The following is a 26,911-nucleotide window of genomic DNA, read 5'->3' as shown; positions in this document are numbered from 1 at the left end:
GGGGGCCATGACAATGTTTGAAGATTTTCGCAATAAAACACAGCTGGAAGATGGGATGATATTCCCTTCTAACATCTATCGAAAAATTGTTTTACAGCCAGCTTATGATGAAGCAAAGAAAAATTTTTTAACAATTATGCTACAAATCAATATTGCTCATTTAAAAATGTTAGAAGAACAAGGACTTGTAAAAAAAGATGAAGCAAAGCAAATTGGGATAGCTCTAAAAAAAATTGACTTAAACTATTATCGTATAGAGGATTACAGTCCCCAATATGAGGATTTATTTTTCCGCATTGAAAATAAATTAATAGAGCTTGCTGGTGATATTGCTGGAAATCTTCACATTGGCAGAAGCCGAAATGATATGGGTATCGCCATCTATCGAATGACATTAAGAAAAAAATTATTATTATTAATGCGCGAGTTACTAACATTACGTGATGATTTAATCGCTGCTGCAGAGGAACATGTCGATACCATTATGATTGGCTACACACATACACAGCAGGCCCAGCCTACAACCTTCGCCCATTATTTAAAGGCCGTCATCGACCAGCTAGAGCGTGATTTTGAACGAATGCAGCATGTCTATAAAACGGTCAATCGTAGCAGTATGGGAGCCGCTGCCTTAACAACGACAGGCTTTAATATTAGTAGAGAACGTATGCGTGATCTACTAGCTTTTGATGATATTATCGAAAATGCATGGGATGCGGTTGCAGGGGCAGATTATATAGCTGAGGCTGCAAGTATTATACAGCTCGCTGCACTCAACCTTGGCCGTACTTCTCAAGATTTTTTATTATGGGCTACTCAGGAGTTTAATGCGTTTACACTCGCAAGTCCATATGTGCAAATAAGCTCTATTATGCCTCAAAAGCGTAATCCTGTTTCTATAGAACATACACGCTCATTACTATCTGCGGTTGTAGGAGATGCAAGTACAGTATTACAGATGGTACATAATACACCTTTTGGAGATATCGTAGACACTGAGGATGATATGCAGCCTTATTTATGGCGTGCCATTGACCGCTTAATTGGTATTTACAAGTTGTTTGGTTCGCTTGTTGTTACAATGGATGTCAATAAGAAGAAGTTAAAAAATCGCGCTGAAAATAGCTTTGCGAATGTCACTGAGCTAGCTGATACATTAGTCCGTTCAGAGGGAATTTCCTTCCGGCAAGCACATAGTATTGTTAGTAAATGTATTAAGGTTCTACTTGCTCATGGAGAGGAATCATTAGCTAGTCTTACATGGGGACTTGCAAATACACAATCGAAATTGATCACGGGCAAGGAATTAACTATTTCAGAAGAGGATTTCTATAAGACATTAAAACCAGAATCTTTTGTTGGTGTACGAACATTACTAGGTGGACCCGCTCCAGCCACTATGAAAGCTGCTCTTGAACGCTCCAAACTGAATGCACACGATTTTTATGAATGGATTCGCTTAAAGGAAAATTCCATTATTGAAGCAGAAAAAGAGCTAACAGCCTTTCTAGAGGAATGGAATCAATGAAGCAATGGTTATTAATTATTGATGGTGGGGCGACAAAAACAGCATGTGCAGTTGTTCATGCTGAATCTGGTGACATTGAATATTCTATATCCGCTAAAGGCTCTAATTATCAAGCCATTGGTGTTGAATCAGCTACAGCAATTTTACAAGAGCTTTTAGCAAATGTTGAAACATTTTTGCAAAAGTATCCTAATTCTCAAATTGCTGTAGCTACCTTTGCTCTAGCGGGTATTGATTCTCCGAAGGATCATGCAGCTGTCGTAGCTATTGTTCAAAATGCTCTTAAGTTCACACAGCTACAAATAGACACAATGATTATTGAAAATGATGCTGAGGCTACACTATTAGGTGTGACTGCTGGACAGGCAGGTGCACTACTCATCGCTGGAACAGGAGCTATTGCCTATGCCTTTGATGGGCGGCGGATTGTACGTGCAGGAGGTTGGGGACATCGGGCTGGCGATGAGGGAAGTGGATATTGGCTAGGGCAGGAAGTCGTAAGAGCTATATTTAAAATGGAGGATGGTCGCGGGAAACCAACACTCTTAAAGGAAGCTGTCTATCAATCTTTAGGTATACAAGATGTTACAGAGCTCGCTGAATGGCTCTTCCGCCCTTCCTATACAAATGCACAATTGGCCAAGATGGGTTCCTTTGTGGCAAAGGCAGTCGAGCAAGAAGACGCATGCGCCATCCAAATATCTCAGCAAGCAGCCCATGAACTAGCTATTCTGGCGAATGCTGTATTGAAAAAAATTAACTATCAGAATTCACCATTTACTCTATATTGTAATGGTGGAGCCATTAAACATAATCCACTCATTTTAAAGAATTTCACAGATGAAATAACCTGCATGTATCCTCAAGTGGACATTACCCTTTGTCAGCATCAGCCTATTACTTATTTAATTGAACGAACTAAAAGGGCATATGACTGTTTATAAGTCATTGCCCTTTTCTTTTTAAAGTGCCAGTCTCTTCAATTCATTCGTCGTAAAATAGAGATACCCATCCTTTATAAATAAATCCTTCGAATCCTCCCTATTTAGTACCTCTTCTCCACTACCATCCGGACGAATCTTTGTTAAATACGCCCCTCGGGAATAATTACTAAAGTAGAGCCAACCATCCGAATAAACAATATATTGTGCACGAGAATTTGTGACACGCTTCGTTTTACCAGTTTTCATATCTAGTACATATAGCTTATTATCATCTGCAATATTACTATAAAACAATTGGTCTCCAACCTGTGCTGGGAAATCTATATCATGATAATAACTATATAGTGTGCTTGTTGCTTTTGGATAGTCTTCAGCAATCCACGTGTGATCCTTCGCCATTGTACGGTCATCTACTAAAAAGTATTGATAGCGTATTGCGCCCTTACGATCTGGTACTGGATCATTCCATGTTGTATCAAGATGATACCACTGTCCATCCAACTTGACTAGGTTCCACGCATGTCCCTCTTGACCTACATAGCCCACGATATATTTTGTTTCAATACCCAATTTTTGAAGCATAGAGTGAGCAAGTAAAGCATAGCCCTGACATACTCCCCCGTGCTCGGCAAGAACCGTATAAGCGCTGTGTGGGCTAGAATTCGTTTGTTCTGTATAGGAAGTATTGGCCACAATATAGTCATTGACAGCTCGTACCTTTTCTACATCCGTCATAGATTTTTTACTAATCTTAGCGATAATTTCTTGAACATTCATCTCTACATATGCCGCCTGCTCTGGCGTCATTAAATAGCTCTGTTCTCCAAAAATAGTCGCTTTATTTCGCCCATATTCATATCGAATTGAATGTTTACTTACATGGCCGTAAACATAGTCATCGCGTTTGATAGCATTGTTATAGGCCTCTTCTACAATTTGTTCAATTCGCTGTGTATTCCCTTTATATTGAATTTCAAGCTTTGGTGAAAAGCTATTATAATACGCATACATCGCATCAGCTAGCTCCTTGGCATTTGTCACCACTAACTTTGTTTCAGGTTTCTGTATAGGTGGAGCTGTAGGGGCTACCTCCGCTTCATGGACATCTTCTATAGGTAGGGCTGTTTCAATTGAGGCATTATCTGAAAGTCTTGCAGTAACATCTACGATCTTGTCCTTTGTTGACAGTAGCATAGTTTCTATTTCATCATTATTTGTCCAATCGACCACCTGCTGAACAACAGCCTTACCAGCCGTATAAATAGGATCAATAAAAATAATAATAATGGCAATTATAGCCAATTTCTTCCACAAACTCCTCACCTCCAACCGTCTTCCTTACATTATATACAAAAAAAGCACAAAGAACTCACTTAAGGGTCCATTTGTGCTTGTTAATATTTGTTTGTTGATTTCAGAAAGTTTTTAGTCACTCTACTTTATATTGTTGTTACGAAATTCATATCTTTTATCTACTTTTCACCACTAAATTAACTGCTTCCTGAATGGCTTCGTTCATTTTTTCGCCATCCCCTTCAGCATTCTGTACACATTCCAATAGGTTTGTGCTAACAATAACCCCAACTGTACGGTCTACAGCAGAGCGTACTGCTGATAATTGTGTAATGACTGCCTTACAGTCTTTTTCCTCCTCCATCATTTTCAAAATGCCACGTAGCTGTCCTTCCATCCGTTTCACACGATTTTTCACTTGATCTGAATATTCCATATACATTGCTCCTTCTCTTATACTCGCTACGCTCTAATGAGTGATCGTTATTCTTTATCCTAGCTCATTATTTTAAATTTAAACCTAGCCGTTACTATTCCTTGGCTTTAAATAATTTATGAGCATTCTCGTAATAATCGTACCAGCGTTTGTTATTTCATCGTACTGAATTATTGAATTCTTCTTTATACGTAATTGCCCAATTTCTACCTCGAAAACTGGACACTTTCTTTTAAGTGCAGCAATTAACATGTTTGTATCATAATCATAGCGTTCACCTTTTACTTTCATTAACCAAGGCAACTCATTGATGGAAATATAACGTAAACCTGTTTGTGTATCCATTAATTTCTTATGATACAGTAACTCGAAAAATAAGCTTGTTGCACGATTTCCCCAGTAAGAAAGAAATGTACTATCAGTTGAACGAAAGTTACGTACACCAAGCACAATCCCTTCAGAAAACACCTTTGTCATTGTTAAAACAAGCTTCACATCTTGTAAAGTATGTTGCCCATGGGCCCCCACTGTAAGGACACCATGGCACCTTGCTTGTTGTTCTCGTATATATGCAAAGGCGGTCTTAAGTGCGCTACCCTTACCAATATTGCAATCATGCTGGAGTACTTGGCAGCGTTCAATTTTATCTAGGTTTTCAAAAATATCTTTATATTTTTGATCACTCCCATCATTGACAATGATGATTTGAGTAATAGTCGTTGCTAATAATTGATGTACATAGGTAATGAGTGATTGTTGTGGATTATATGCTGGTATAATAGCTGCAATATTTTTCATTTCGATCCCCCACCTAAAGGCTGACAGGTTCTCCGTAGCTACGAATCTCCCTTATATCAAATAGTATCATGTAACAGCAACAATTCAACTGATGAATCCCATTAAAACATATCAATAATATCGATTTTTCTCCGATATATGAACAAAGAGATGAAGAGGCGCTTTGTAAAAAGGTTTAATAGGAAAATGCTTGCAATGACGCCGAGGTAATTAACTGAAAGAGGTGAGTACTTTCGTCATGCATTATGAAAATCTTGAAGAACAATGTCAAAAATTAAGACAGCTGTCCTTCACAATATTAGCTAAAAATTTACAGGATGCTAGTTTGCTCGCCATTTCAACCCCAGCAGAATCCTTACAGAAGTCACTTTTTGTATTAGAGGAAATTTTATATGAGATTTATCGATTGGAAATGCATACCGAACCTAAATTCAAAAATGTCCGAATGCTATTAAATAATCGAAGTTTTGTAGGGCAAATTCATCCTCGTCGGATTTATTTATTGATGAATCTAATTCATAAAATGACAAGCCATACTAGTAATGACATTGTAGAAGCCAAAGCAGCTAAAATTGTTTTAGATTATCTTAGCGATATTGTTGAATGGTTTATGAAGCGCTATGATCGTAGCTTCAAATCCAACCGCCTGCCTTCTCATATCACAGAACTTCCTTCAATATTTGATGAAAATATACTTCAGCATGAGCAGTCTCAAGAGGCTTACGAACATGCTGTCAAATGGTTTGAAGTAGCTGCCCAGAACGGAGATGCAAGCGCTCAATATAACTTAGGTGCTCTTTACAATCATGGTCGAGGGGTAAAAAGGGACTATAGGCTTGCAAAAATGTGGTATGAACGAGCTGCCGCACAAAATGACGCAAATGCTCACTATAGCCTCGGTGTACTTTATCATCTAGGCCAAGGTGTTATACAGGATTATCTAGAGGCTGCACGTCATTACCAAATAGCGGCTGATTTAGAGAATGCTGACGCCCAATACAATTTAGGTGTACTCTATAATCAAGGCTTAGGCCTATCTCAAAATTTTAACGAAGCTGCCAAGTGGTATACCTTAGCTGCCAATCAAGGTAATACTAGTGCCCAAAACAATCTAGGCTTTCTTTATCATAATGGCACGGGTTTGGAGCAAAGCTATGATAAGGCCGTCGCTTATTTCAAAATGGCTGCCCTAACTGGAGATGCAAGTGCTCAATACAATCTCGGCTATATGCATCTTAAAGGGCGTGGTATTCCCCAAAACCAAGAAGAAGCGGCAAAATGGTTTCATATGGCTGCTTTACAGGACCATGTGAATGCAGAGTTTCAACTGGCCATGCTCTATAATGCTGGGCAAGGAATGATGAAAGATCATATAGAAGCTCTAAAATGGTTTAAGCTAGCGGCACATAAAGGACATTTAAATGCTCAATACTGTCTTGGCCTGCTGTATGAAAAAGAGCAGAATCTTGTGTCAGCAGAAAAGTGGCTACTACTAGCTGCTGACAATGGCCATATCAGCGCTGGCTTCGAGCTAGGACGTCTATATGTATATCAGCTTCAAGACCCAGCCAAAGCAATGTCATATTTTAGGACAGCCGCTGAAAAAGGCTATGCAGATGCACAGTATGAGCTTGGCCTATTACTGACATCTGGCACTGCTGTTCCTATAAATTATAAGGAGGCCGTGAAATGGTGGCGAGCAGCAACCGATCAATCACATATTCAAGCAGAATATCAATTAGGCCTACTATATGAACAGGGATTAGGGGTAGCCTTGAATCTTGAGGAGGCACGCAGATGTTATCGCCTTGCAGCCATTCAAGGACATGCAGGTGCGCAGTATCAACTGGGCAATTTATTTGATAAAGGTAAAGGGGTAGAACAGGATTACACAGAGGCAGCTAAATGGATTGAACAGGCTGCGTCACAAGGACATATGAAGGCACAATACCAATTAGCCCAAATGCACATTCATGGACAGGGCGTACCAAAGGACTTTGCAAAGGCTGCCCAGCTTTATCGACTATCTGCTAATCAAGGGCATCAAAAAGCTCAATTCCAGCTTGGTATGCTCTACAAAAAAGGGCATGGTGTTGCACAAGACTATCAAGAGGCGACAAGATGGCTGAAAAAGTCACTTGAAGAAATTAAATAAATATATTAAAACCTACCGCATCACATAAGACACGGTAGGTTTTATTAATGACTGCTAGTATCCTTTTGTTGTTGAATCATAAATGTTACAACAATAAATAAAGCAAAGCTAATTAATAGCGTAGTTCCTCCTACAATAAAGAAGACTAATGTAAAAGTGCTACCAAAATTAAATGGATTTATATTGTAAAACCACATGCCTAACGTTAAGCCCAGAACACCTACAATAGCTGTCCAACCATGAATGGTTACTAATTTTTGTGATTTCACTTTGAAGGCTCGATAAAAAATACCCCAGGCAAACATACTAAGCCAGCCAACAAGTAAAATATGTGCATGTATCGGTCTATATTCATAGCTACCTGATCCCGACATATGTGAACCTAAATACGTGCCGATTAAAGCAAAAATTGCCGCTAATCGAATAAGGCGTATGCTCCACTTTTGTTCCATACGATAACCCCCTAGTTATGTTTCAACTAAGTAGCAGTTTATCGTGTGAACATGAACTTTATATGAACTCCTTATGACAAAATTGGTAGATGGATATAAACCTTTGTGCCTGCATGCACCGTACTTTGCATCTGTATGGTCCCTCCATGTAGCTCAACAATTTGTTTGACAATCGCTAATCCTAGTCCTGTCCCTTGCTTGGTTCTAGACGCATCAGCGCGATAAAAACGGTCATATACTTTTGCTAATTGATCCTCAGTCATTCCTATCCCACTGTCCTCAACAAGAATTTCAAGTGAAGTAGATCTTTTTTGTAAACGTAGATGTATTTGTCCACCCTCTACATTGTATTTAATGGCATTTGTCAGTAAATTATCCCATACATTTTGTAAAAGCCCTGCATCGCCATCAAAAATAATTTGCTCAAGCTTATACGATATTTGAAGCTGTGACTCTTCCATTTGCCAACGATACTTTCGTACGGTTTCCTTGAGCTGTTCATCTAAACGATAAGACTCACGTTTTACAATTCTTGTCGATTGGTCAAGGGAGGTTAATAATAATAACTGCTTGGTTAATGTAGATAGGCGTTTTGTTTCTAGCTCAATGATTGCTGCATATTCCTGTCTTTCCTGTTCAGTAAGGGAAGGATTTTTCAGTAAATTTACATACCCTTGAATATTTAATAAAGGCGACTGAAAATCATGTGATACATTACTAATAAATTCCTTCCGTGTACGATCAGTTTCCTGTAATCTCTCGGTCATCCTATTAAAGCTTGATGCTAATTGGCCAATTTCATCTGCACGATCAATATCTAGAACTGTATCAAATTTTTCATGCGCTAGCTGTTGAGTGGCTGCTGTTAATTTCGTAATGGGGCGAATTAATGCTTTAGCAAATAGTAGCATGGCAAGAAGGCTCAGTACTGTCATAACCAACATTAATCCTGCAAGTATTGTATGCACCTCAGAAAACAATAAACGAATATCTGGTCTTATGAACAATGCATAGGACTTGCTTTCATAGGTAAATGGCACACCAATTGTATTATTCAGTTCGTTAGCAAAAAATCCTGTTACAAAGGTTTCTTTAGGAAAATCTCGCATACCATGATAGGTTTCCCCATTTAAAACATGCTCCACAACAGATGTTGACAATGTTTTATCACGATATGGACCGCCAAAAAAATGCCCCTCCTCACCAGTTGTCACATATATTTGATAGCCGATTTCACCCAATGTTGTTAGATAGCTATTTAAATCTTCTGGTTTGTTTGTCTCAATATAATGCACAATATCCTGTGCTATGCTAACGTTTTTCGCATCATTTTTTTCTTTTACAACTTGATGGTAATAGGTATTCGTTGCCAGAAAGCCCATACATAAGCTTCCGAGCATTACTAGCATTGTGGTTACAACAAACTTACTATATAACGTTTTCATGTTGTTTCCTCTAGCTTATAGCCAACACCTCTTACTGTTGTAATTTCAACAGCCGTGTCATATCGGTTTAATCTTTCACGAATCCGCTTCACATGCGTATTTAACGTTTGCTCATCTCCATCATAGTCATAGCCCCATACTTGTTCCATAATATAGCTACGAGTAAACACTTGATGGGGTCGTGATGCTAACAAAGCCAGTAATTCAAATTCCTTTAAAGGTAATATAAGTGTATCTTCCCCTATTACAACCTCAAAGCTTCGTCGGTCAATTACTAGTTTACCTACTTGAATGGTTACTTGATTTTTTTTATCAAATCTCCTCAAAATTGCAGCTATACGAAATAATAATTCCTTTGGTTCAAAGGGCTTTACAACATAATCGTCAGATCCTGCTAAAAAGCCACGTTCTTTATCCTCTAGCTCACCTTTTGCTGTTAATAATAAAACAGGAATATCATAATCTTGAGTTAAATACTCTGTTAGTGTAAAACCATCCATTCCTGGCATCATCACATCGACAACAGCTAAATCAGGCAGATTCCCTTCGAGTAAGGCTAGTGCCTGCTTTGCATTTTCAGCAAGTAGCACCTGGTAGCCTTCCTTTGTAAGATAAATATTGACTAGCTGTAAAATATGAACATCATCATCGACAACAAGGATCTTCATCTGCCCACCTCCAGTTAATAAGAAAATCCGATCATATAGAACGAATTTTTTCAGCACAAATTACTATTATTTTATAACGAAAATATAGAAATCAACAGCAATAAGAGAAAAGGTAAACCAATTACAATATAGCCTCTAGGATTGGCAAGGTTCATGGTCCATCCTACCCCGAAGCGTTTCTCCACAAAAACGGATGGGTCTTGTCGATTCATATAAATTAAGCCGCCCTTCCAATAACGATCCTCATCCACGTCCATTACTTGGGAATCTATATTTGCTTCATAGCGTACTTTATGTTTATACTTTTTCACCACATATATCAGTAATGAACCCAGCAAAACAACTAAGAACAAAATAAATACTGGTAATAGCTTATAGCCTACTGTCATAGAAGGATAGATGTTGCTTAATTGTAAAATTGTTAATAAAGCTGTTAATGCAGAACTTATCAGTAGTATTTGCCAACTCATGTATTTTCGTGTTTTTAGCTGATCCTCCAACGATTCCTCTTTGCGATTTACAGCTAATTTAATTGCCGAACGTTTAATGGAGTCGGTAATTCCCCACATCATACATTGCATCATTAGCATTACCAGTGGCAGTGAAATAGCCGTAAAATAGGTCTTGCTTCTCCAGGCATCCGCTTCGCCACTTGGCCCCCAATGTACTGCTATATTATTTGGCATGAGATCGTAATGAAGGTATGTGTAAATGATCAAAAATACGGATATTCCTAATGGTACAGCAAAAAAAGACCAAGGAAGCATTTCATCACGGCTTCTTGCAGTTAAATCCACTGCCCGTACTTGTTTAATATTTGCACCCCACTGCTCTTGTTTTTTTAACTTCGATACCTTTTGATGATTTATCCAATACAACGCCATACTTACTGTAAGCATACTAAACAAACAGCTTAATAAAACAATACTTTGAATAGCTTCAGAAGGAGCAAATTGATTGTAACTTATAATCATGATGATTAGAAATACTATACCTGTGCCCCCTACGAACTGCACATACTGTTTTTTCAACTGAGCTAAGAGGGGATGCTTAATAATTTGATCAGGCACTGTGACTCCAAAAACGATAGTCTCTCTTACAATATAGGGAACGACTATTTGCAAAGCTAATGTCATGATGTAAATGGTTATAAAAACGCCAAGTAGCATTTTGCTACACTCCCTCTGCTGGAATTTGCAAATCGGCAAATACTTTTTTCATCATGTGCTCAATTTGTTCAGCTGTTGCGCCGAGCACCATTCCTTCTGCCACAACAGGTTTCAAATTCTTTTCGATTTGACGTAGTTGCTCAGGTGATAAAGCTCTCTCCTCTGCTGAACTTATAATAGCTCCAGATTTTGGCCGAATGGTAATAATCCCTTTCGCCTCTAATTCATGATAACTCTTATTAACAGTATGCATATTAACACCTAAATCGGCAGCTAAACTCCGCACAGACGGCAAAGTATCACCTGGCTTCATTTCTCCTCTAGCAATTCCTTCGATAATTTGACGTGTTACCTGCTCATAAATAGGTACGTCTGATTGAAATTCTATTTGAATAAACATGTTTATCAGCTCCAGATTTGTTATATAACTAATATAACAAATTTCTCTACACCTTGCATGAGATTCAAATGTTTAAATGGGGGAATTTTTTATGGTTTCAATAAATCTTTGCACAAGTAAATTCTGCTTCTCATTATTCCTTGTACAAATTGCAATTTTATGTTTAATGGCATGTATATCCTTCACATAAACTCTCGCCAATTGCCCACTCTCTACATACTCTCTAACCGCAAGAGGAGAAATAAAATTTGCATCATAGCCCGCCATGACTGAACGAATTGTTTCATGAATGCCATTAAATTGGAGTGCGATATTTGATGGTCTCACTTGGTAGGTTTGACATAATGAGAAAAGATGCTCTTTCATTTTAAAATGCTTTCAAAATTGATATGTTGCGCATCTATAATGACACGACACCCACTATTCGTCTTTCCTGATTTGTTTCTGGAAAGGATAATAGCTTTGATTGCTCCATATACTTAAAAGCTGTTGAGATTGTATTGAATCCTACCTCTAATTTGTTACTCAAATGCTCTCGGCTTACTTTGATAATGCCATTGTATGTAAAATCATAAATCAATTTTTCTAGCACCCTATGTACTTTCCCACCAGGATAAATACCTTGTGCTGCTAAAGTTTCTTCTAGTTGCTGCAGGCGTTCTTCTTTGAGTTGCCGATCTCCTTTTTGATTGCCGTATGTAATAAATGTTTGGACTGCTTGGTTTGGTGAAGTTTTTAGTTTATTTTTCATGATAGTTGCTCCTTTTTTGAAGCAAAAAAGCATTTTACATCGCTGTAGTAACGATACAAAACGCTTTCGATGACGGAAATTTTTTTAATAAATTTACGCATTCGGCGAATAACCGTTCAATGATCTCGATGCCTTCTTTAGTGTTTTGAGCAAATCGATCCAATTTGGTTACAACAAGCTTGTCACCTTTATTTAATTTAGACAGCAGCTCATTTAATTGTGGCCGGTCTGTTTTCGTTCCTGTGAATTTCTCTTTATAAATAACAGTCGCTCCTTCACTCTCCAACACTTGAAGCTGAACCTCTAATTCCTGTGATACAGTCGATACCCTTGCATAACCGTAAATCATAGAAAAATACCTCATTTCTGCACTACACTTATAGACCTAAGTTATGACACCTTTTTACACCTTGATATTACTGCATCAACATTCTGGTGTCAAAACTATATTAAGTTTTGGCACTGTATAAATAAAAAAGACCACCTCGTATGAGATGGATACATCATTCTATCTATTTAATTAAAGCACCACGTTTGTTGAACAAGGAATTTTGTTTACCCTTCAACAATTGCAAGATATTTTTTGATTTCTCCTTCAGATTCAACAATTAAAATATCTCCTCGTTCTTTGGTGGAAAAAATCTTTGTACCAACAGGAAAGATTTCCCATTACGCAAGTAAGTAAGATCCCTCAAAGACGATGAGGTAGATAGGTTCGAGGTGGAAGTGTGGTGACACATGGAGCTGACGAATACTAATCGATCGAGGACTTAACCAAAAACGTTTGAAGCATTCAATGCACCGTTTATCCAGTTTTGAAAGAACAACTCTTTCAACAAAAAAAGAGAGCTTCAAGACACAAGTAGTACAAGGAAGCAAACGAGTGATTGAAGGAGCGTACTTATGTACGTGACTGATTGAACGAGAGCAGCTGACGCAGTAATACGCCGTGTATTGGAGGTCGAATAAGTCTAGTGATGATGGCAAAGAGGTCACACCCGTTCCCATACCGAACACGGAAGTTAAGCTCTTTAGCGCCGATGGTAGTTGGGGGCTTCCCCCTGTGAGAGTAGGACGTCGCTAGGCGCAAAAAGTCGCTACTGATACACTCAGTAGTGGCTTTTTTTATTTGAGCCGACTATTTTTAATTCATCAATACATAAAAGAAGGCATCCTCAATGGATGCCTTCTTGTTTTAAATACTTAACTTAATGTGTATGAACTGTAGTAGCTCGGAGTTCGATACGGCGAATTTTCCCTGATGTCGTTTTTGGTAACTCATCAAGAAAGACGATACTACGAGGGTATTTATAAGGGGCTGTTAACGCTTTTACATGCTCCTGTAGCTCCTTTGTTAACTCATCTTCATTACATTCTTTGAAGCCTTCTCGTAAGATAACAAATGCCTTTACAATATGCCCTCTAATTTCATCTGGCGCAGCTACAACTGCACACTCTTGTACAGCTTCATGTTTGTTTAATGCATCTTCAACTTCAAATGGTCCGATCGTATAACCAGATGAAATAATAATGTCATCTCCACGACCTTCAAACCAGAAGTAACCGTCTTCATCACATTTTGCTTGATCACCTGTAATATACCAATCCCCACGAAATGCAGCTTGTGTGCGCTCAGGTTCTTTATAATATTCTTTAAATAAAGCTGGTGAAGATTTGTGAACAGCAATATCACCAACTTCGCCAACTGGCGCTTCATTCCCTTCATTGTCGATAATACGTACAATATTACCTGGAGTTGGAACACCCATAGATCCAGGACGTAATTCTGTGTTTTCGAGTGTACCAATTAATAGTGTGTTTTCTGTTTGTCCATAGCCATCACGTACTTTTAGTCCAAAATGATTCATAAATGTTTCGATAACTGGGCGGTTTAAAGGCTCACCAGCAGAAACGGCACTACGTAGAGATGATAGATTGTAGTCTTGTAAATTATCGATTTTCGCCATAATCCGGTATTCGGTCGGTGTACAACAGAGAACATTAACTTTTTCATCCTGCATTAATTGAAGATAGGTTTTTGCATCGAATCCACCATGATAGACAAATGCAGTAGCGCCCAGCATGATTGTTGATAAAAAAGGACTCCATATCCACTTTTGCCAACCAGGAGCAGCTGTTGCCCACACGAGGTCTCCTTCACGTACACAAAGCCATTTTGAAGCCGCAGTTCTAATATGTGCATATCCCCAGCCGTGTGAATGAACAACGCCCTTAGGTTTACCAGTTGTACCAGAAGTATAAGATAGGAATGCCATGTCATCGCGTGTAGTAGCTACAGCTGTAAATGTAGCTTGCTGCTTGCTTGCTAATTCATCTAAAGAAGTCCAATCTCCTTTCGCAGCACCAATCACTAGTTTATTTTTCAATGTGTCTACAGAAGAAGTAATTTGATCAACTTCACTAGTAAAAGCCTCATAAGCAATAACTGCACTAGCAGAAGAATGTTCCATCCGATATTCTAAATCGCTTGCACGTAGCATCTCTGAACATGAAATGGGTACGATACCAGCCTTTAAGCAGCCTAGAAAAACGAAATAAGCTTCTGGAAGTCGAGGAATAATAACTAATACACGATCACCTTTTTGAAGCCCCTTCTCCGTAAAAGCGTTTGCGTATTGATTCATTTTTTGGCTAAGTTCCACATAAGAAACTGTACGTCTCTCTTGTTGTGTATTCAACCAACGTATTGCTTGGCGATCACTATCTTGCGAAAATTTTTCTAATTCCTCTGTGATGTTATAAAATTCAGGTGCAATTAAATCATTTGATACCATCTTGAACATCCTCCCCCAGAAAATTTGATAGAAAATTCATAAAACTATTTTTATTTTAACAATTACAATAATATACAGCAAGAATATTTAGTACGTTAAATAGAAATATTAGAATTAATAGAGAACTATTATGCTTTCAGACGAATGTAGAAGCAGACTTCGACAAAAAATATAAAAATTTTCACAAAATGTGTTGCATTATTTAGAATGCTTGCTATAATAATAAATGTACTTAAGAGGTTGTTTAAAACCGAAGTGAATAGCATTGTTCCGAAGTAGCTCAGTTGGTAGTAGCACCTGACTGTTAATCAGGTTGTCGCAGGTTCGAGTCCTGCCTTCGGAGCCATTTTTTTGTCCTTTTTTCAATCACTATAATACATAAAATAATTTGTGAAAAAGCATTGCAATTATTAATTAAAAATGTTATTATAATTCTTGTCTTGTTGAGACGTAATATTGGCCCCTTGGTCAAGTGGTTAAGACACCGCCCTTTCACGGCGGTAACACGGGTTCGAATCCCGTAGGGGTCACCATTTAAAAATTTAGGCTTTATAAAGAATATAAACTGTGATATAACACCTGTTTCTATGGAGGATTAGCTCAGCTGGGAGAGCATCTGCCTTACAAGCAGAGGGTCGGCGGTTCGAGCCCGTCATCCTCCACCATTCTTATTGTGTTATTTCGGAGGGGTAGCGAAGTGGCTAAACGCGGCGGACTGTAAATCCGCTCCTTAGGGTTCGGCGGTTCGAATCCGTCCCCCTCCACCAGTTTTATAAATGATTGGGGTATAGCCAAGCGGTAAGGCAACGGATTTTGATTCCGTCATGCCTAGGTTCGAATCCTAGTACCCCAGCCATTTTTTCTTTTATGAGACATTAGCTCAGTTGGTAGAGCATCTGACTTTTAATCAGAGGGTCGAAGGTTCGAGTCCTTCATGGCTCACTTTTTTAGAATAAAATTATTCAAAAGTGTTATATTAACTACAGATAACTAATCTCTTGCTGAAAACAGTAGGAGATTTTTTTATGTTATTTATAAATGAATAAATATACAACTTTTTGTCGAGTTGAGCCAAGTGGTATATAGGCTTTACAATATTCTTATAACTTTTAGGGGGTATAAAAACATGAATAAACTTAATATTTCTATTATTGGAGTACCAACAGATTATGGACAAACACGCCGTGGGGTAGATATGGGACCAAGTGCTATTCGATATGCAGGTATTGTTGAACGTTTAGAGGCTATCGGACACGATGTACAGGATCAAGGGGATATTCGTGTTAGTCAAAAGCTTGCAGACGGAGCTGTGGATGAAAAATTACTAAATTTAGAGGAAGTTGTAGAAGTTAGTACTGCATTAGCAAATAGTGTGCATGAAGTAGTGGAACAAAAAAAATTCCCACTCGTATTCGGTGGAGACCATAGCATTGCTATTGGAACATTAGCTGGATTAGGTGAGCATTACAAAAATCTTGGTGTTATCTGGTATGACGCTCATGCAGATTTAAATACACCTGAAACAACACCTTCAGGCAATATACATGGGATGCCGTTAGCCGTTAGTATTGGGCTAGGACATGAACGTTTAGTGCAAATTCGCAACTATGCTCCAAAAATTAAGCCAGAAAACGTGATTATTATTGGAGCTCGTTCAGTAGACCCAGGAGAACGTGAATTGATACGTCAACAAGGAATTAAAGTATATACAATGCATGAAATCGACCGACTTGGCATGACACGTGTGATGGAAGATGCACTTGCTTATTTAAAGGAACGAAATGTTGATGGCTTACATTTATCACTTGATTTAGACGGATTAGATCCACTTTATACGCCAGGTGTGGGTACACCAGTTCCAGGTGGAATTACGTACCGAGAAAGCCATTTAGCAATGGAAATGTTACAAGAATCAGGCATGGTAACTTCAGCCGAGTTTGTAGAGGTAAATCCTATACTAGATGAAAAGAATACAACAGCAAATGTGGCTGTTGCATTAATGGGATCTTTATTTGGTGAAACACTAGTTTAAAGAAAATTTGACAAAAAATTGCCTGTTGTCACATTGCATAAAAATCTTTTGCTATAATTGAATTAAAACGAAACTTTTCTTATCGGTGCTTCGTATAGTATAAGACAGTTGTAAAGGTGGAGAAGTCAACACAATGGATGCGTTAGTAAATAAGAGAATAAAACAAGTGCTTAAAGGCGATCAAAACGCATTTGCCGATATTGTGAGTCTCTATCAGCACAAACTGTACCAAGTATGCTATCGAATGTTAGGCAACAAACAAGAGTCTGAAGACATTGCTCAAGAGGCTTTTGTGCGAGCTTATATGAACTTGCATACATTTGATCAGAAAAGAAAATTTTCAACGTGGCTTTATCGCATAGCGACAAACCTCTGCATTGACCGTATTCGAAAAAAGAAACCGGATTATTATTTAGATGCAGAAGTAGCTGGTACAGAAGGGCTTGATATGTATTCGCAAATCGCAGCAGATGACCAGCTACCAGAGGAGCAGTTAGAACAAATGGAGCTGCAAGATCGCATTCAATATGAAATTGGACGATTGCCGGATAAATACCGTTCGGTTATAGTATTGAAATATATAGAAGAGTTATCGTTACAAGAGATTAGCGAGATTTTAGATATGCCGCTTGGAACGGTGAAAACGAGGATTCACCGCGGACGTGAGGCATTACGTAAGCAATTAAACAATCTGTAGGAGGGGGAGCGTCATGAATACTTGTCCAGAGCATATTATAGACTATATGCATGATTATTTAGACGGTGACATTAGTCGTGAGCATGAGCAAGAGTTGAAACAACACTTGCATACATGTAATGATTGTAAACAGTTGATGCAAGAATTGAGTGAAACAATCGCCTTTGTGAAGAGTGCTTCCCATATTACAGCGCCTCCGGGTTTTGAAGCAGCAGTTATGGCTCGTTTACCAAAACCAAAAAGTCGAGTAGGTATACAAAAATGGATTCGCCGGCATCCGTTCTTTGTGGCAGCAGCAGTATTTTGCTTATTCATGAGTGCTACATTATTGGGTAGCTTCATGGATGACCAGCATTTCTCAGTGACCAAGCAACCTAATTTAGTTGTGGATGGTCAAACAGTGATTGTACCTGAAGGGGAAGTGGTGAAAGGCGATATTGTTGTAAAAAATGGCGATTTGATTGTTGAAGGTGAAGTTGATGGTAACGTCACAGTAATCAACGGGCAATATATGGCATCTTCAGCGGTAGTTTCAGGGAGAATCGAAGAAATTGACGAAGTATTTGAATGGTTATGGTATACAATTAAAAATTCTGTTAAGACAGCCATGACATTTGAGGAAAAAGAAGAAACTAAATAACACTCTATACGTCCTAAAAAATAGTGCACGTGAGAGGCTGAAAGGTCTACTCTTCTGAGTAGACTTTTTATTTGAAAAAAGTTACATTTGATAAGAATGTGATATACTTGAATGTGTATGGATTCGTAATGAAAAGTGGGGGATGCCACGTGCAAATTATCGAACATTTCACGGATTTAACGCCTGTGAATATTGTTATTAACTTCATTGATGTACTGCTCGTTTGGTACGTTGTTTATAAAGTCTTAACCCTCATTAAAGGTACGAAGGCTGTCCAATTACTTAAGGGAATATTCGTCATTATTATTGCACGAATTGCAACAGACCTTTTAGGGTTACAAACACTTGGTTGGATGCTACAACAAGTTATTGAGTTTGGTTTCCTAGCGATTATTATTATTTTCCAACCTGAAATCAGACGTGGTTTAGAACAAATTGGGCGAGGAAAGCTATTCCAACGCTCATCTAGTCAAGAGGAAGAAGAACAAACAAGACTTATTGAGGCAATGAAGAAGTCTGTAAGTTATATGGCTAAACGTCGAATAGGTGCGTTAATTTCTATTGAAAAAGAAACAGGTCTTAATGAATATATTGAAACAGGTATAGGGCTAAATGCTGAAATTTCATCAGAATTACTGATTAATATCTTTATACCAAATACCCCGCTACATGATGGGGCTGTTATTATGCAAAAAGATAAAGTTACAGCAGCGGCTTGCTATTTACCTTTATCTGAAAGCCCATTTATTTCAAAAGAGTTAGGGACACGCCACCGTGCTGCTCTTGGTTTAAGTGAAGTTACAGATGCTATTACAATTGTTGTTTCAGAAGAAACAGGCGCAATTAGTATAACATTAAATGGTAATCTCCATCGAAATCTTTCTCTAGAGGAGTTCGAAACATTATTAAGAAAAATGTGGTTCGGATCAGTACAGGAATCAAATGCATCCTCTAAGTTGACTTGGAGGGGGAAAAAGAATGGATAAAATGATGGATAGCCCTTGGGTACTTAGAATCATCGCGCTATTTTTAGCGTTTTTGCTTTTCTTCTCAGTGCGTACCGAGTTGTCACCTTTAAATAAAGCTACCTCAAATGAACAAACGGATGTTATTCGTGATGTTCCAGTGGATGTTTATTACGATAATGAAAATCTTATTGTGACAGGTTTACCTGAAACTGTGGATGTAACGATAGAAGGTCCGATGGCATTGGTTTTAAAAGCAAAGGGAGCTAAGGATTTTTCTATATTTGCGGATTTGAGCAATTTATTGCTAGGAGAGCATGATGTAAAACTGCAATACGAAAATATTTCAGAAAAGTTAAAAGTGACATTAGACCCTGCAACTGTTCATGTGAATATTGAGGAAAAGGTCACGCAGGAGTTCCGAGTGGACCCTGAAATGAACAAACGTTTAATTGAAGAAGGTTTTATCTTAAAAGAAATGACAGCCAACCCGCCAACTGTTTATGTAACAGGTGCAAAAAGTGCTATTGAAAGCATTAGTTATGTAAAAGCAACTGTTACAGGAGAGCAGGGCTTGAAGCAATCATTCACGCAGGAAGCAGCTGTAAAAGTATTAGATAGAGATTTAAATAAGTTAGACGTGACTATTGAACCTGAAATTGTGAAAGTTCAAGTAGATATAGCGGAGTATAGTCGAGAGATCCCAGTTGTCCTTAACGAAACAGGGCAAGCTGCCGAGGACATTACCATTAACTCATTAACATTTTCACCGAAAATGATTAAAGTGTATGGAAGAAAATCCATTATTGACAGTTTAACATCCATTCCAATAACAGTTGACCTGTCAAAAATTACTGAGTCCAAAACTTATGAATTTGATGTAAAATTACCAGATGGTGTGACAAAAATATCTGACAAGAAAATAAAAGTGAAGGCAGATATTACAAAGGTTGAACAAGAAGAACAGCAGAAAACACCAGCTTCTACAGAGGAAACGCCACCTCCAATTGAAGAACCTGATGTGACAGATGAGAGTACTCCAACTGATAAAAATACGTCAACTGAGGAATCGGAAGATATTGATTCTTAAACAATATGTGACTATAATTTTATTTTGATTCTAAATCAAAAATCCAATCAGGTTTGTAGTTCAGGTTTCATCCAACAAACTGGCAGAGTGGAATATTAATAATTACCAATGAATGAACAAAGGCAGACTTTTCCAAAAGTAAGCGGACAAGTGTCTAATGCTTGATAGAAACTCACTAGGCACTGTCTTGCATTGAAGGAGAGAATAAGTAGAATGGGTAAATATTTTGGAACAGATGGCGTCCGTGGCGTCGCGAATAGTGAATTAACACCAGAATTTGCATTTAAACTTGGTCGTATAGGCGGCTATGTTTTAACAAAAGATGCAACTGACCGTCCAAAGGTTTTAATTGGTCGTGACACACGTATTTCAGGTGAGATGCTTGAAGGTGCACTTGTGGCTGGTCTTTTATCAATTGGGGTAGAGGTAATGCGTCTTGGTATTATTTCAACACCAGGTGTGGCATACCTTACTCGAATTATGAGCGCAGATGCGGGCGTCATGATTTCAGCTTCACATAACCCAGTTGCAGATAACGGTATTAAATTTTTCGGTCCTGATGGCTTTAAGCTAACAGATGCACAGGAAGCGGAAATTGAAGCGTTAATTGATGCGCAAGAGGATAAATTACCACGTCCTATAGGAGCAGATTTAGGATCTGTAAGCGACTATTTCGAAGGTGGTCAAAAATATATTCAATACTTAAAGCAAACAGTGGATGAAGAATTTGATGGTATCCACGTAGCGCTTGATTGTGCACATGGTGCAACTTCATCTTTAGCTACACATTTATTTGCTGATTTAGAAGCGGACATTTCTACAATGGGAGCTTCTCCAACTGGCTTAAATATCAATGATGGTGTAGGCTCAACACACCCAGAAGGACTAGCTAAGTTTGTTACTGAAAAAGGTGCAGATGTTGGTTTAGCTTTTGATGGCGATGGAGACCGTTTAATTGCTGTAGATGAAAACGGAAAAATCGTTGACGGTGACCAAATTATGTTTATCATTGGTAAGCATTTAAATGCGGTAGGGCGTTTGAAGAAGCAAACAATTGTTTCAACAGTGATGAGCAATATGGGCTTCTATAAAGCTGTGGCTGACAATGGTATGCAAAGTGTACAAACAGCTGTAGGTGATCGTTATGTTGTGGAAGAAATGCGTGCGAATGAATACAATTTAGGTGGCGAGCAATCAGGGCATATCGTCTTTCTAGATTTTAATACAACAGGTGATGGCTTATTGACAGGAATTCAGCTTGTCAACATTATGAAGGCGACGGGTAAAAAGCTTTCAGAACTTGCAGGTGAAATGAAAATCTACCCTCAGCGTCTTGTCAATGTGCGTGTAACAGATAAGCATGCTGTGACTGATAATGCGAAAGTAGCTGCAGTAATTGCAGAGGTAGAAGCTGAAATGGCTGGAAATGGTCGTGTTTTAGTACGTCCTTCAGGTACAGAGCCATTAGTACGTGTCATGGTGGAAGCAGCAACAGAAACGGATTGCGAGCGTTTTGTCGAGCGTATTGCAGATGTTGTACGTGTAGAAATGGGCCTAACAGAATAAGAAATAGAGTGTAAACCCGATTTCCGTAAACAGGAAATCGGGTTTACTTATTTGAAAGGAATGTTTTAAATAAGCGAGATGGGGAACAGTAATTAGGAGTCACAATAACAAGGAGTGTTTAATTGATATGGCTAAAATTGCTACAGTTATAACAGATATGTTTGAGGACATTGAGTTTACAAGCCCTAAAGAAGCTTTGGAAGCAGCTGGGCATCAGCTAGTAACAATTGATATCGAAGCAGGCAAGGAAGTTAAGGGTAAGCATGGAGAGTCCGTGAAAATTGATAAAGGCATTGATGAAGTAAAAGCTACAGATTACGATGCATTATTTATTCCTGGTGGTTTTTCTCCTGATATATTACGTGCGGATGATCGTATAGTAGCATTTGCAAAGTCCTTTATGGATGAAATGAAGCCTACCTTTGCCATTTGTCATGGACCACAACTTCTTATTACTGCAAAGACATTAAATGGGCGTGACGCCACAGGCTATAAATCCATCCAAGTGGATTTAGAAAATGCAGGGGCAATCTTCCATGATGAAGAAGTATTTGTCTGTCAAAAACAGCTTGTAACAAGTAGAACGCCAGATGATCTTCCTGCATTTAATAGAGAAATTGTTAAATTATTAGACAGTAAATAAAGGATAGGCACAAGCATTTAAAATGCTTGTGCCTATTTTGTATTATCAAAGTGCTTATGTATCGCTTTGTCTACATATTTGTCACGAAAAAGCTTTAGGGCTAGGTGTTTTTTATAACGAAAATTTGACGGATAGCATATGATTGAGTATGATGGAGAAGTTGAAGATGAGGTCCGACCTTGTCCTTTAACGAGCGCCTAAGGAGGGAAGAAAGCGCAAAATCGGAAAACAATTATAGCGCCTGAGCTGAAGAAATCGGACGAAAAGATCTTCAGCAGACGAGGTGGAGGTTTATCGAAAATTCGGCGGATGCCTCCCAATCGACATACCCGATTGTCATTTTTCATTTTGAAAGCATTTGAGTGATTGAATGTACAGAAAATGGAGAAGGTATTGTAAAAGCAATAGATAAATAGATGAAGCTTCACATGTCGAAGATCTCTATTCAGGTGGCTGAGTAGCGTGAGTAGCTTGTGTGTATTGGAGTGCTTTATTTTTATAAAAATAAAGCATCGCTTGTGCATTCAAAAAATTCGATAGGATGAGGCCTAGTTTGTCATTGCATTAAATTGACATTATCGGAGGACGAGAATTATGTGTGGAATTGTAGGATATATTGGTGAATCAGATGCAAAGGAAATTTTATTAAAAGGCTTAGAAAAGCTAGAGTACCGTGGTTATGATTCAGCGGGTATTGCAGTACGTAACGAGGAAGGCGTAACGGTTTTCAAAGAAAAAGGGCGTATTGCAGATTTACGAGAAGCGGTAGATGAAGATGTTGCAGCGAAAATAGGGATTGGTCATACACGTTGGGCAACACATGGTGTGCCAAATCGTTTAAATGCTCACCCACATCAAAGTGCATCAGGACGCTTTACACTTGTGCATAATGGGGTTATTGAAAACTATCACTTATTGCAAAAAACATATTTAAAGGGCATTCCAATGAAATCTGATACAGATACAGAGGTTATTGTGCAATTAGTAGAGTTATTTGTGAAAGATGGTCTAAGCACTGCAGACGCTTTCCGCAAAACATTATCTCTATTACATGGCTCCTATGCACTGGCACTATTAGATGCAGAGGCAGCAGATACAATCTTTGTAGCAAAAAATAAATCACCACTTCTAGTTGGAATTGGTGAAGGCTTCAATGTTGTTGCGTCAGATGCAATGGCGATGCTACAGGTAACAGATCAATACGTAGAGCTTCACGATAAAGAGGTAGTTATCGTACACAAAGCAAGTGTGGAAATTACAAAATTAGATGGTACTGTAGTAGAGCGTGTACCATATACTGCTGAGCTTGATATGAGTGATATTGAAAAAGGCACATATCCACACTATATGTTAAAAGAAATGGATGAGCAGCCTACAGTTATTCGTAAAATCATTCAAGCATATGAAGGTGACAATGGTGATTTAACGATTGATGATGAGGTTTTAGAAGCATTACGAGCAGCAGATCGTTTATATATTATTGCAGCGGGCACAAGCTATCATGCGGGTCTCATCGGTAAACAATATTTCGAAAAAATGGCTGGTATCCCTGTAGAAGTGCATATTTCTAGTGAATTTGGCTATAACATGCCATTACTTTCAGAAAGACCATTATTTATCTTCATTACACAATCAGGTGAAACAGCAGATAGCCGTCAAGTACTAGTAAAAATTAAAGAGTTAGGCTATCCAACTTTAACGATTACCAATGTACCTGGCTCTACGTTATCACGTGAAGCTGACCATACCTTGTTATTACATGCAGGTCCAGAAATTGCTGTAGCTTCTACAAAAGCTTATGTGGCACAAGTAGCAGTCCTGGCATTAGCAGCCTATGTGACAGCAAAGTCAAATGGCAAAGGCTTAGAATTTGATTTAAAACAAGAGCTCGCGATTGCCGCTAATGGCATCCAAACAATAATTGATTCTAAAGATGTGCTAGAAGACATTGCAGAAGATTACTTAAAAATCGCACGTAATGCATTCTTCATTGGCCGTAATATGGACTTCTATGTTAGCCTTGAAGGTGCCTTAAAACTAAAAGAAATCTCGTACATCCAAGCAGAAGGCTTTGCTGGTGGAGAACTGAAGCACGGAACAATTGCCTTAATCGAAGAAGGTACGCCTGTATTTGCACTTGTCACACAAGCATCAGTAGGATTAAACATCCGTGGTAATGTCAAAGAAGTAGCAGCTCGTGGTGCATATCCATGTATTATCGCGATGGCAGGCATTGATGAAGACGGCGACCGTTTAGTCATTCCGCATGTTCATGAATTACTAACACCACTTGTATCAGTAGTACCTTTACAATTAATTAGCTACTATGCTGCACTTCACCGTCGCTGTGATGTAGATAAACCACGTAACCTAGCTAAATCGGTAACTGTTGAGTAGGAACAAAAATTAGATTTAATATGTTTGTCCATATACAACTCAAACGTGATGCACACAACTTAGTCTCGATGTAAACAACTCTATCGTGACATACACAATTTAGTCGTGACGTCAAACGTTTGGAAAATATAAAAAATGATTAGTTTAGATATGGAATAAAATTTTAATTTAACGATATTAACCTATATATGAGAAAAAATCTAAAGAGCATGTTTTGATTAATCTTTTTCCAAAACATGCTCTTTTTGTAGCTTTGGAATAAAAATTGATTAAAAAATATCCCTCACCCCTTATCTAATTGCAACTCCAAAAACTCCACTTTGAAAAAAGGTTGATCAAAATGGAGTTACTCTTTTTATATAAGTATGAGATTTTTATAAAAAGGTTGATCATTTTCCAGCTATGTTACTCAACAATCGCGCCCGATTGTGGAAGATTATAAGCATAATTCTTGTAAAACTAAAGCCTTCTGTTACCTCACTGGCAATAATACAGTTTATTATGTAAACCTTAAAAAGGTGTAAGTGGGATACTGCTCATACTCACTTTTCAGAGAAATATAAAAATTATCCTGAAGGATGTTATAGAACAATTCTAAATTTAATCACTTACAAAATATTTTCAAGGACAGTTTCAATATCGAGCAATGAATCTGTTGGTTCAAAACGTGCAACTGTTTTCCCTTTTGTATCAACTAAAAATTTCGTGAAATTCCAACGGATATTTCGCCCATCTAAAAAACTTGGTTCTAATTGTAAAATATTTTCAGCTAATATTTTCTCTTCCATATTGAGCTTGCCAAATTCACGGAAATCTACTTCATGTTTCAAATAATTAAATAGTGGGTGAGTCCCTTCTCCATTTACCTTAACAAGTTCAAAGATCGGGAATGTTACACCGTAATTCAATTTACAAAGCTTTGTCGTTTCTTGTCCATCTTCGGGATTTTGGTTGCCAAATTGATCGCATGGTAACCCTAATACAATAAAATTATCATTTTTATATTTATCATACAATTTTTGTAAATCCTCAAATTGATATGTAAATTGACATTGGTTTGCCGTATTCACAATAAGCATCGGCTTTCCTCGATATGTTTCCATCGACAAAATTTCACCATTTGATTTCTTTACTAAATAATTATAAATACTCATAACAAAACCTCCATCTTTAAGAGAAAAAACTTCCGTATAATATCGGAAGTTCTTTCTGATTTCTTCAACTAACACATCTCGTTAGCTCAATTGGTAAACCTTATTTAAGCACATTAAACTGCAAATTTCCGAAAGTCTACTATCATGGTCGCCATCTAAGCTTATAAAGCTATTACTCAGTTGTCAGCATTTTAAGTAATTCACGAACTGACTTGTTATAACTGTTAATTTCTTCTGCATTACAACCGGTTTTATCAAATACTGCATTAGGAATCAATGTTACTTTTTCTTTAAACTCGTTTCCTTCTTTTGTTAACGTAATAATTACACTTCGTTCATCCTCTTTTGAACGCTCTCTTATAATCAGACCTCGCTCCTCAAGTCGTTTTAAAACTGGAGTTAGCGTTCCAGAGTCTAGATATAATTCTTCGCCTAAACCTTTAACAGATACTTTTTCCTTTTCCCATAAAACAAGAAGAACTAAATACTGAGGATAAGTAATTCCTAATTCTTTTAAGAGAGGATGGTATAACTTTATCATTTCACGGGAAGCTGCATAAATCGCAAAACATAGATGATTACTTAACAGTAAATTATCATTTTTCATGTTAAATCCCTCACAATACTTATATTCACTAGTACAAATAATAGCATAGGAATTAGATTAAGTAAAATTGAATTATTAACAATTAAATTAATCACAATATATAAAGCATCACTCTTTATTTTAACCATTACTTGTTTGAGTGCATTCTTAGAAATTTAGTACAGATATATTGATACATCTAAACCTAGACAACATTAGTTAGGAGTTATAGATTTTTTGAGCTACCAATAATTTATCAATAATTTAATTTAAAAATAAAACGGATATAATAATCTACGTTAATTTT

Annotated in this window: 24 protein-coding genes, 6 tRNA genes, 1 rRNA gene and 1 pseudogene; 18 read left to right on the top strand and 14 right to left on the bottom strand. The window is 37.8% G+C overall.

Features of this window, described 5'->3' with window-relative positions; genetic code table 11:
- Positions 1–13: 13 nt before the first annotated feature.
- Positions 14–1,528, top strand: coding sequence for an argininosuccinate lyase (gene argH, locus QH639_RS06660; protein WP_131522132.1), 1,515 nt, complete (start codon positions 14–16; stop codon positions 1,526–1,528).
- Positions 1,525–2,472 carry an N-acetylglucosamine kinase gene (locus tag QH639_RS06655; protein ID WP_131522131.1) on the top strand — a complete coding sequence of 316 codons (948 nt, stop codon included), beginning with the start codon at positions 1,525–1,527 and terminating at the stop codon, positions 2,470–2,472. Before argH ends, QH639_RS06655 begins: the two co-directional genes overlap by 4 nt.
- Positions 2,473–2,490: 18 nt before the next feature.
- On the opposite strand, the gene QH639_RS06650 is transcribed toward QH639_RS06655, so the two are convergent.
- The 3 genes from QH639_RS06650 to QH639_RS06640 form a co-directional block, all read right to left on the bottom strand.
- Positions 2,491–3,795 (bottom strand): transglutaminase domain-containing protein, encoded by a 1,305-nt coding sequence (locus tag QH639_RS06650; protein ID WP_281115848.1) that lies wholly within the window; start codon positions 3,793–3,795, stop codon positions 2,491–2,493.
- Positions 3,796–3,940: 145 nt separating this feature from the next.
- Positions 3,941–4,201 carry a metal-sensitive transcriptional regulator gene (locus tag QH639_RS06645; RefSeq protein WP_004233098.1) on the bottom strand — a complete coding sequence of 87 codons (261 nt, stop codon included), beginning with the start codon at positions 4,199–4,201 and terminating at the stop codon, positions 3,941–3,943.
- 84 nt (positions 4,202–4,285) lie between these two features.
- A complete protein-coding gene (locus QH639_RS06640) occupies positions 4,286–4,999 on the bottom strand; it encodes a glycosyltransferase family 2 protein (RefSeq protein ID WP_259420333.1) in 714 nt (237 codons plus the stop codon).
- A gap of 238 nt (positions 5,000–5,237) precedes the next feature.
- On the opposite strand from QH639_RS06640, the gene QH639_RS06635 reads away from it, so the two are divergent.
- Positions 5,238–7,154, top strand: coding sequence for an SEL1-like repeat protein (locus tag QH639_RS06635; RefSeq protein ID WP_237899038.1), 1,917 nt, complete (start codon positions 5,238–5,240; stop codon positions 7,152–7,154).
- A gap of 44 nt (positions 7,155–7,198) precedes the next feature.
- Here the strand turns inward: QH639_RS06635 and QH639_RS06630 are convergent, their stop codons facing one another.
- The 8 genes and pseudogenes from QH639_RS06630 to QH639_RS06595 all read right to left on the bottom strand — a co-directional run.
- Positions 7,199–7,606 carry a hypothetical protein gene (locus tag QH639_RS06630; RefSeq protein WP_131522127.1) on the bottom strand — a complete coding sequence of 136 codons (408 nt, stop codon included), beginning with the start codon at positions 7,604–7,606 and terminating at the stop codon, positions 7,199–7,201.
- A 71-nt stretch (positions 7,607–7,677) separates the two neighbouring features.
- Positions 7,678–9,051, bottom strand: coding sequence for a HAMP domain-containing sensor histidine kinase (locus QH639_RS06625; RefSeq protein WP_237899037.1), 1,374 nt, complete (start codon positions 9,049–9,051; stop codon positions 7,678–7,680).
- Complete coding sequence (locus QH639_RS06620) at positions 9,048–9,719, bottom strand: response regulator transcription factor (protein WP_131522125.1); 672 nt, start codon at positions 9,717–9,719, stop codon at positions 9,048–9,050. The genes QH639_RS06625 and QH639_RS06620 overlap by 4 nt, the downstream gene beginning before the upstream one ends.
- A gap of 71 nt (positions 9,720–9,790) precedes the next feature.
- The gene (locus QH639_RS06615) at positions 9,791–10,888 is read right to left on the bottom strand and encodes a DUF1648 domain-containing protein (RefSeq protein ID WP_131522124.1); all 1,098 of its coding nucleotides are present in this window, start codon (positions 10,886–10,888) and stop codon (positions 9,791–9,793) included.
- A gap of 4 nt (positions 10,889–10,892) precedes the next feature.
- Positions 10,893–11,288 (bottom strand): GntR family transcriptional regulator, encoded by a 396-nt coding sequence (locus tag QH639_RS06610; protein ID WP_048395924.1) that lies wholly within the window; start codon positions 11,286–11,288, stop codon positions 10,893–10,895.
- A 72-nt stretch (positions 11,289–11,360) separates the two neighbouring features.
- A complete protein-coding gene (locus QH639_RS06605) occupies positions 11,361–11,654 on the bottom strand; it encodes a LysR substrate-binding domain-containing protein (RefSeq protein ID WP_281115847.1) in 294 nt (97 codons plus the stop codon).
- 34 nt (positions 11,655–11,688) lie between these two features.
- Complete coding sequence (locus tag QH639_RS06600; protein ID WP_281115846.1) at positions 11,689–12,039, bottom strand: hypothetical protein; 351 nt, start codon at positions 12,037–12,039, stop codon at positions 11,689–11,691.
- Between the two features lie 88 nt (positions 12,040–12,127).
- Positions 12,128–12,388, bottom strand: a pseudogene (locus QH639_RS06595) (recombinase family protein); the annotation flags it as partial.
- A gap of 621 nt (positions 12,389–13,009) precedes the next feature.
- Between QH639_RS06595 and rrf the strand changes: the two are divergent.
- A 5S ribosomal RNA gene (rrf, locus tag QH639_RS06590) occupies positions 13,010–13,125 on the top strand.
- A gap of 122 nt (positions 13,126–13,247) precedes the next feature.
- Here rrf and mbcS read toward each other — a convergent pair.
- Positions 13,248–14,834, bottom strand: a complete 1,587-nt coding sequence (mbcS, locus tag QH639_RS06585) for an acyl-CoA synthetase MbcS (protein WP_281115845.1) — start codon at positions 14,832–14,834, stop codon at positions 13,248–13,250.
- A gap of 269 nt (positions 14,835–15,103) precedes the next feature.
- Here mbcS and QH639_RS06580 point away from each other — a divergent pair.
- The 14 genes from QH639_RS06580 to glmS all read left to right on the top strand — a co-directional run bounded on the left by QH639_RS06580 (position 15,104) and on the right by glmS (position 24,864).
- Positions 15,104–15,180: transfer RNA gene (locus QH639_RS06580), tRNA-Asn, on the top strand.
- Between the two features lie 112 nt (positions 15,181–15,292).
- Positions 15,293–15,367: transfer RNA gene (locus QH639_RS06575), tRNA-Glu, on the top strand.
- 56 nt (positions 15,368–15,423) lie between these two features.
- Positions 15,424–15,499: transfer RNA gene (locus tag QH639_RS06570), tRNA-Val, on the top strand.
- Between the two features lie 18 nt (positions 15,500–15,517).
- Positions 15,518–15,601 (top strand) — tRNA-Tyr (locus QH639_RS06565).
- 14 nt (positions 15,602–15,615) lie between these two features.
- Positions 15,616–15,690, top strand: a tRNA-Gln gene (locus QH639_RS06560).
- Between the two features lie 13 nt (positions 15,691–15,703).
- Positions 15,704–15,776: transfer RNA gene (locus tag QH639_RS06555), tRNA-Lys, on the top strand.
- A 184-nt stretch (positions 15,777–15,960) separates the two neighbouring features.
- Entirely contained in the window at positions 15,961–16,866 is a 906-nt protein-coding gene (gene rocF, locus QH639_RS06550) for an arginase (RefSeq protein ID WP_131521039.1), read from the top strand.
- 133 nt (positions 16,867–16,999) lie between these two features.
- Positions 17,000–17,563: an RNA polymerase sigma factor SigW gene (sigW, locus tag QH639_RS06545; protein ID WP_004225410.1), complete on the top strand. Its 564-nt coding sequence runs from the start codon at positions 17,000–17,002 to the stop codon at positions 17,561–17,563.
- A 13-nt stretch (positions 17,564–17,576) separates the two neighbouring features.
- Positions 17,577–18,203: an anti-sigma factor family protein gene (locus QH639_RS06540; RefSeq protein WP_004225400.1), complete on the top strand. Its 627-nt coding sequence runs from the start codon at positions 17,577–17,579 to the stop codon at positions 18,201–18,203.
- Between the two features lie 149 nt (positions 18,204–18,352).
- Positions 18,353–19,189, top strand: a complete 837-nt coding sequence (gene cdaA, locus QH639_RS06535) for a diadenylate cyclase CdaA (protein ID WP_009370548.1) — start codon at positions 18,353–18,355, stop codon at positions 19,187–19,189.
- On the top strand, positions 19,182–20,258 hold the full coding sequence (locus QH639_RS06530; protein WP_131521037.1) for a CdaR family protein: 1,077 nt from the start codon (positions 19,182–19,184) through the stop codon (positions 20,256–20,258). Before cdaA ends, QH639_RS06530 begins: the two co-directional genes overlap by 8 nt.
- Before the next feature lie 213 nt (positions 20,259–20,471).
- On the top strand, positions 20,472–21,824 hold the full coding sequence (glmM, locus tag QH639_RS06525) for a phosphoglucosamine mutase (protein WP_131521036.1): 1,353 nt from the start codon (positions 20,472–20,474) through the stop codon (positions 21,822–21,824).
- Between the two features lie 127 nt (positions 21,825–21,951).
- Positions 21,952–22,467, top strand: a complete 516-nt coding sequence (locus QH639_RS06520) for a type 1 glutamine amidotransferase domain-containing protein (RefSeq protein WP_054549732.1) — start codon at positions 21,952–21,954, stop codon at positions 22,465–22,467.
- Between the two features lie 594 nt (positions 22,468–23,061).
- Entirely contained in the window at positions 23,062–24,864 is a 1,803-nt protein-coding gene (gene glmS / locus QH639_RS06515; RefSeq protein ID WP_131521035.1) for a glutamine--fructose-6-phosphate transaminase (isomerizing), read from the top strand.
- A gap of 608 nt (positions 24,865–25,472) precedes the next feature.
- Here glmS and QH639_RS06510 read toward each other — a convergent pair.
- A complete protein-coding gene (locus QH639_RS06510; RefSeq protein ID WP_281115844.1) occupies positions 25,473–26,018 on the bottom strand; it encodes a glutathione peroxidase in 546 nt (181 codons plus the stop codon).
- A gap of 172 nt (positions 26,019–26,190) precedes the next feature.
- Complete coding sequence (locus tag QH639_RS06505; protein ID WP_281115843.1) at positions 26,191–26,625, bottom strand: MarR family winged helix-turn-helix transcriptional regulator; 435 nt, start codon at positions 26,623–26,625, stop codon at positions 26,191–26,193.
- Positions 26,626–26,911 lie beyond the last annotated feature (286 nt).

It is taken from the genome of Lysinibacillus sp. 1 U-2021, assembly GCF_029916965.1.
Classification (GTDB): domain Bacteria; phylum Bacillota; class Bacilli; order Bacillales_A; family Planococcaceae; genus Lysinibacillus; species Lysinibacillus capsici.
The sequence above is the reverse complement of the archived record's forward strand: the minus strand, read 5'-3'. Positions and strand labels throughout refer to the sequence as shown.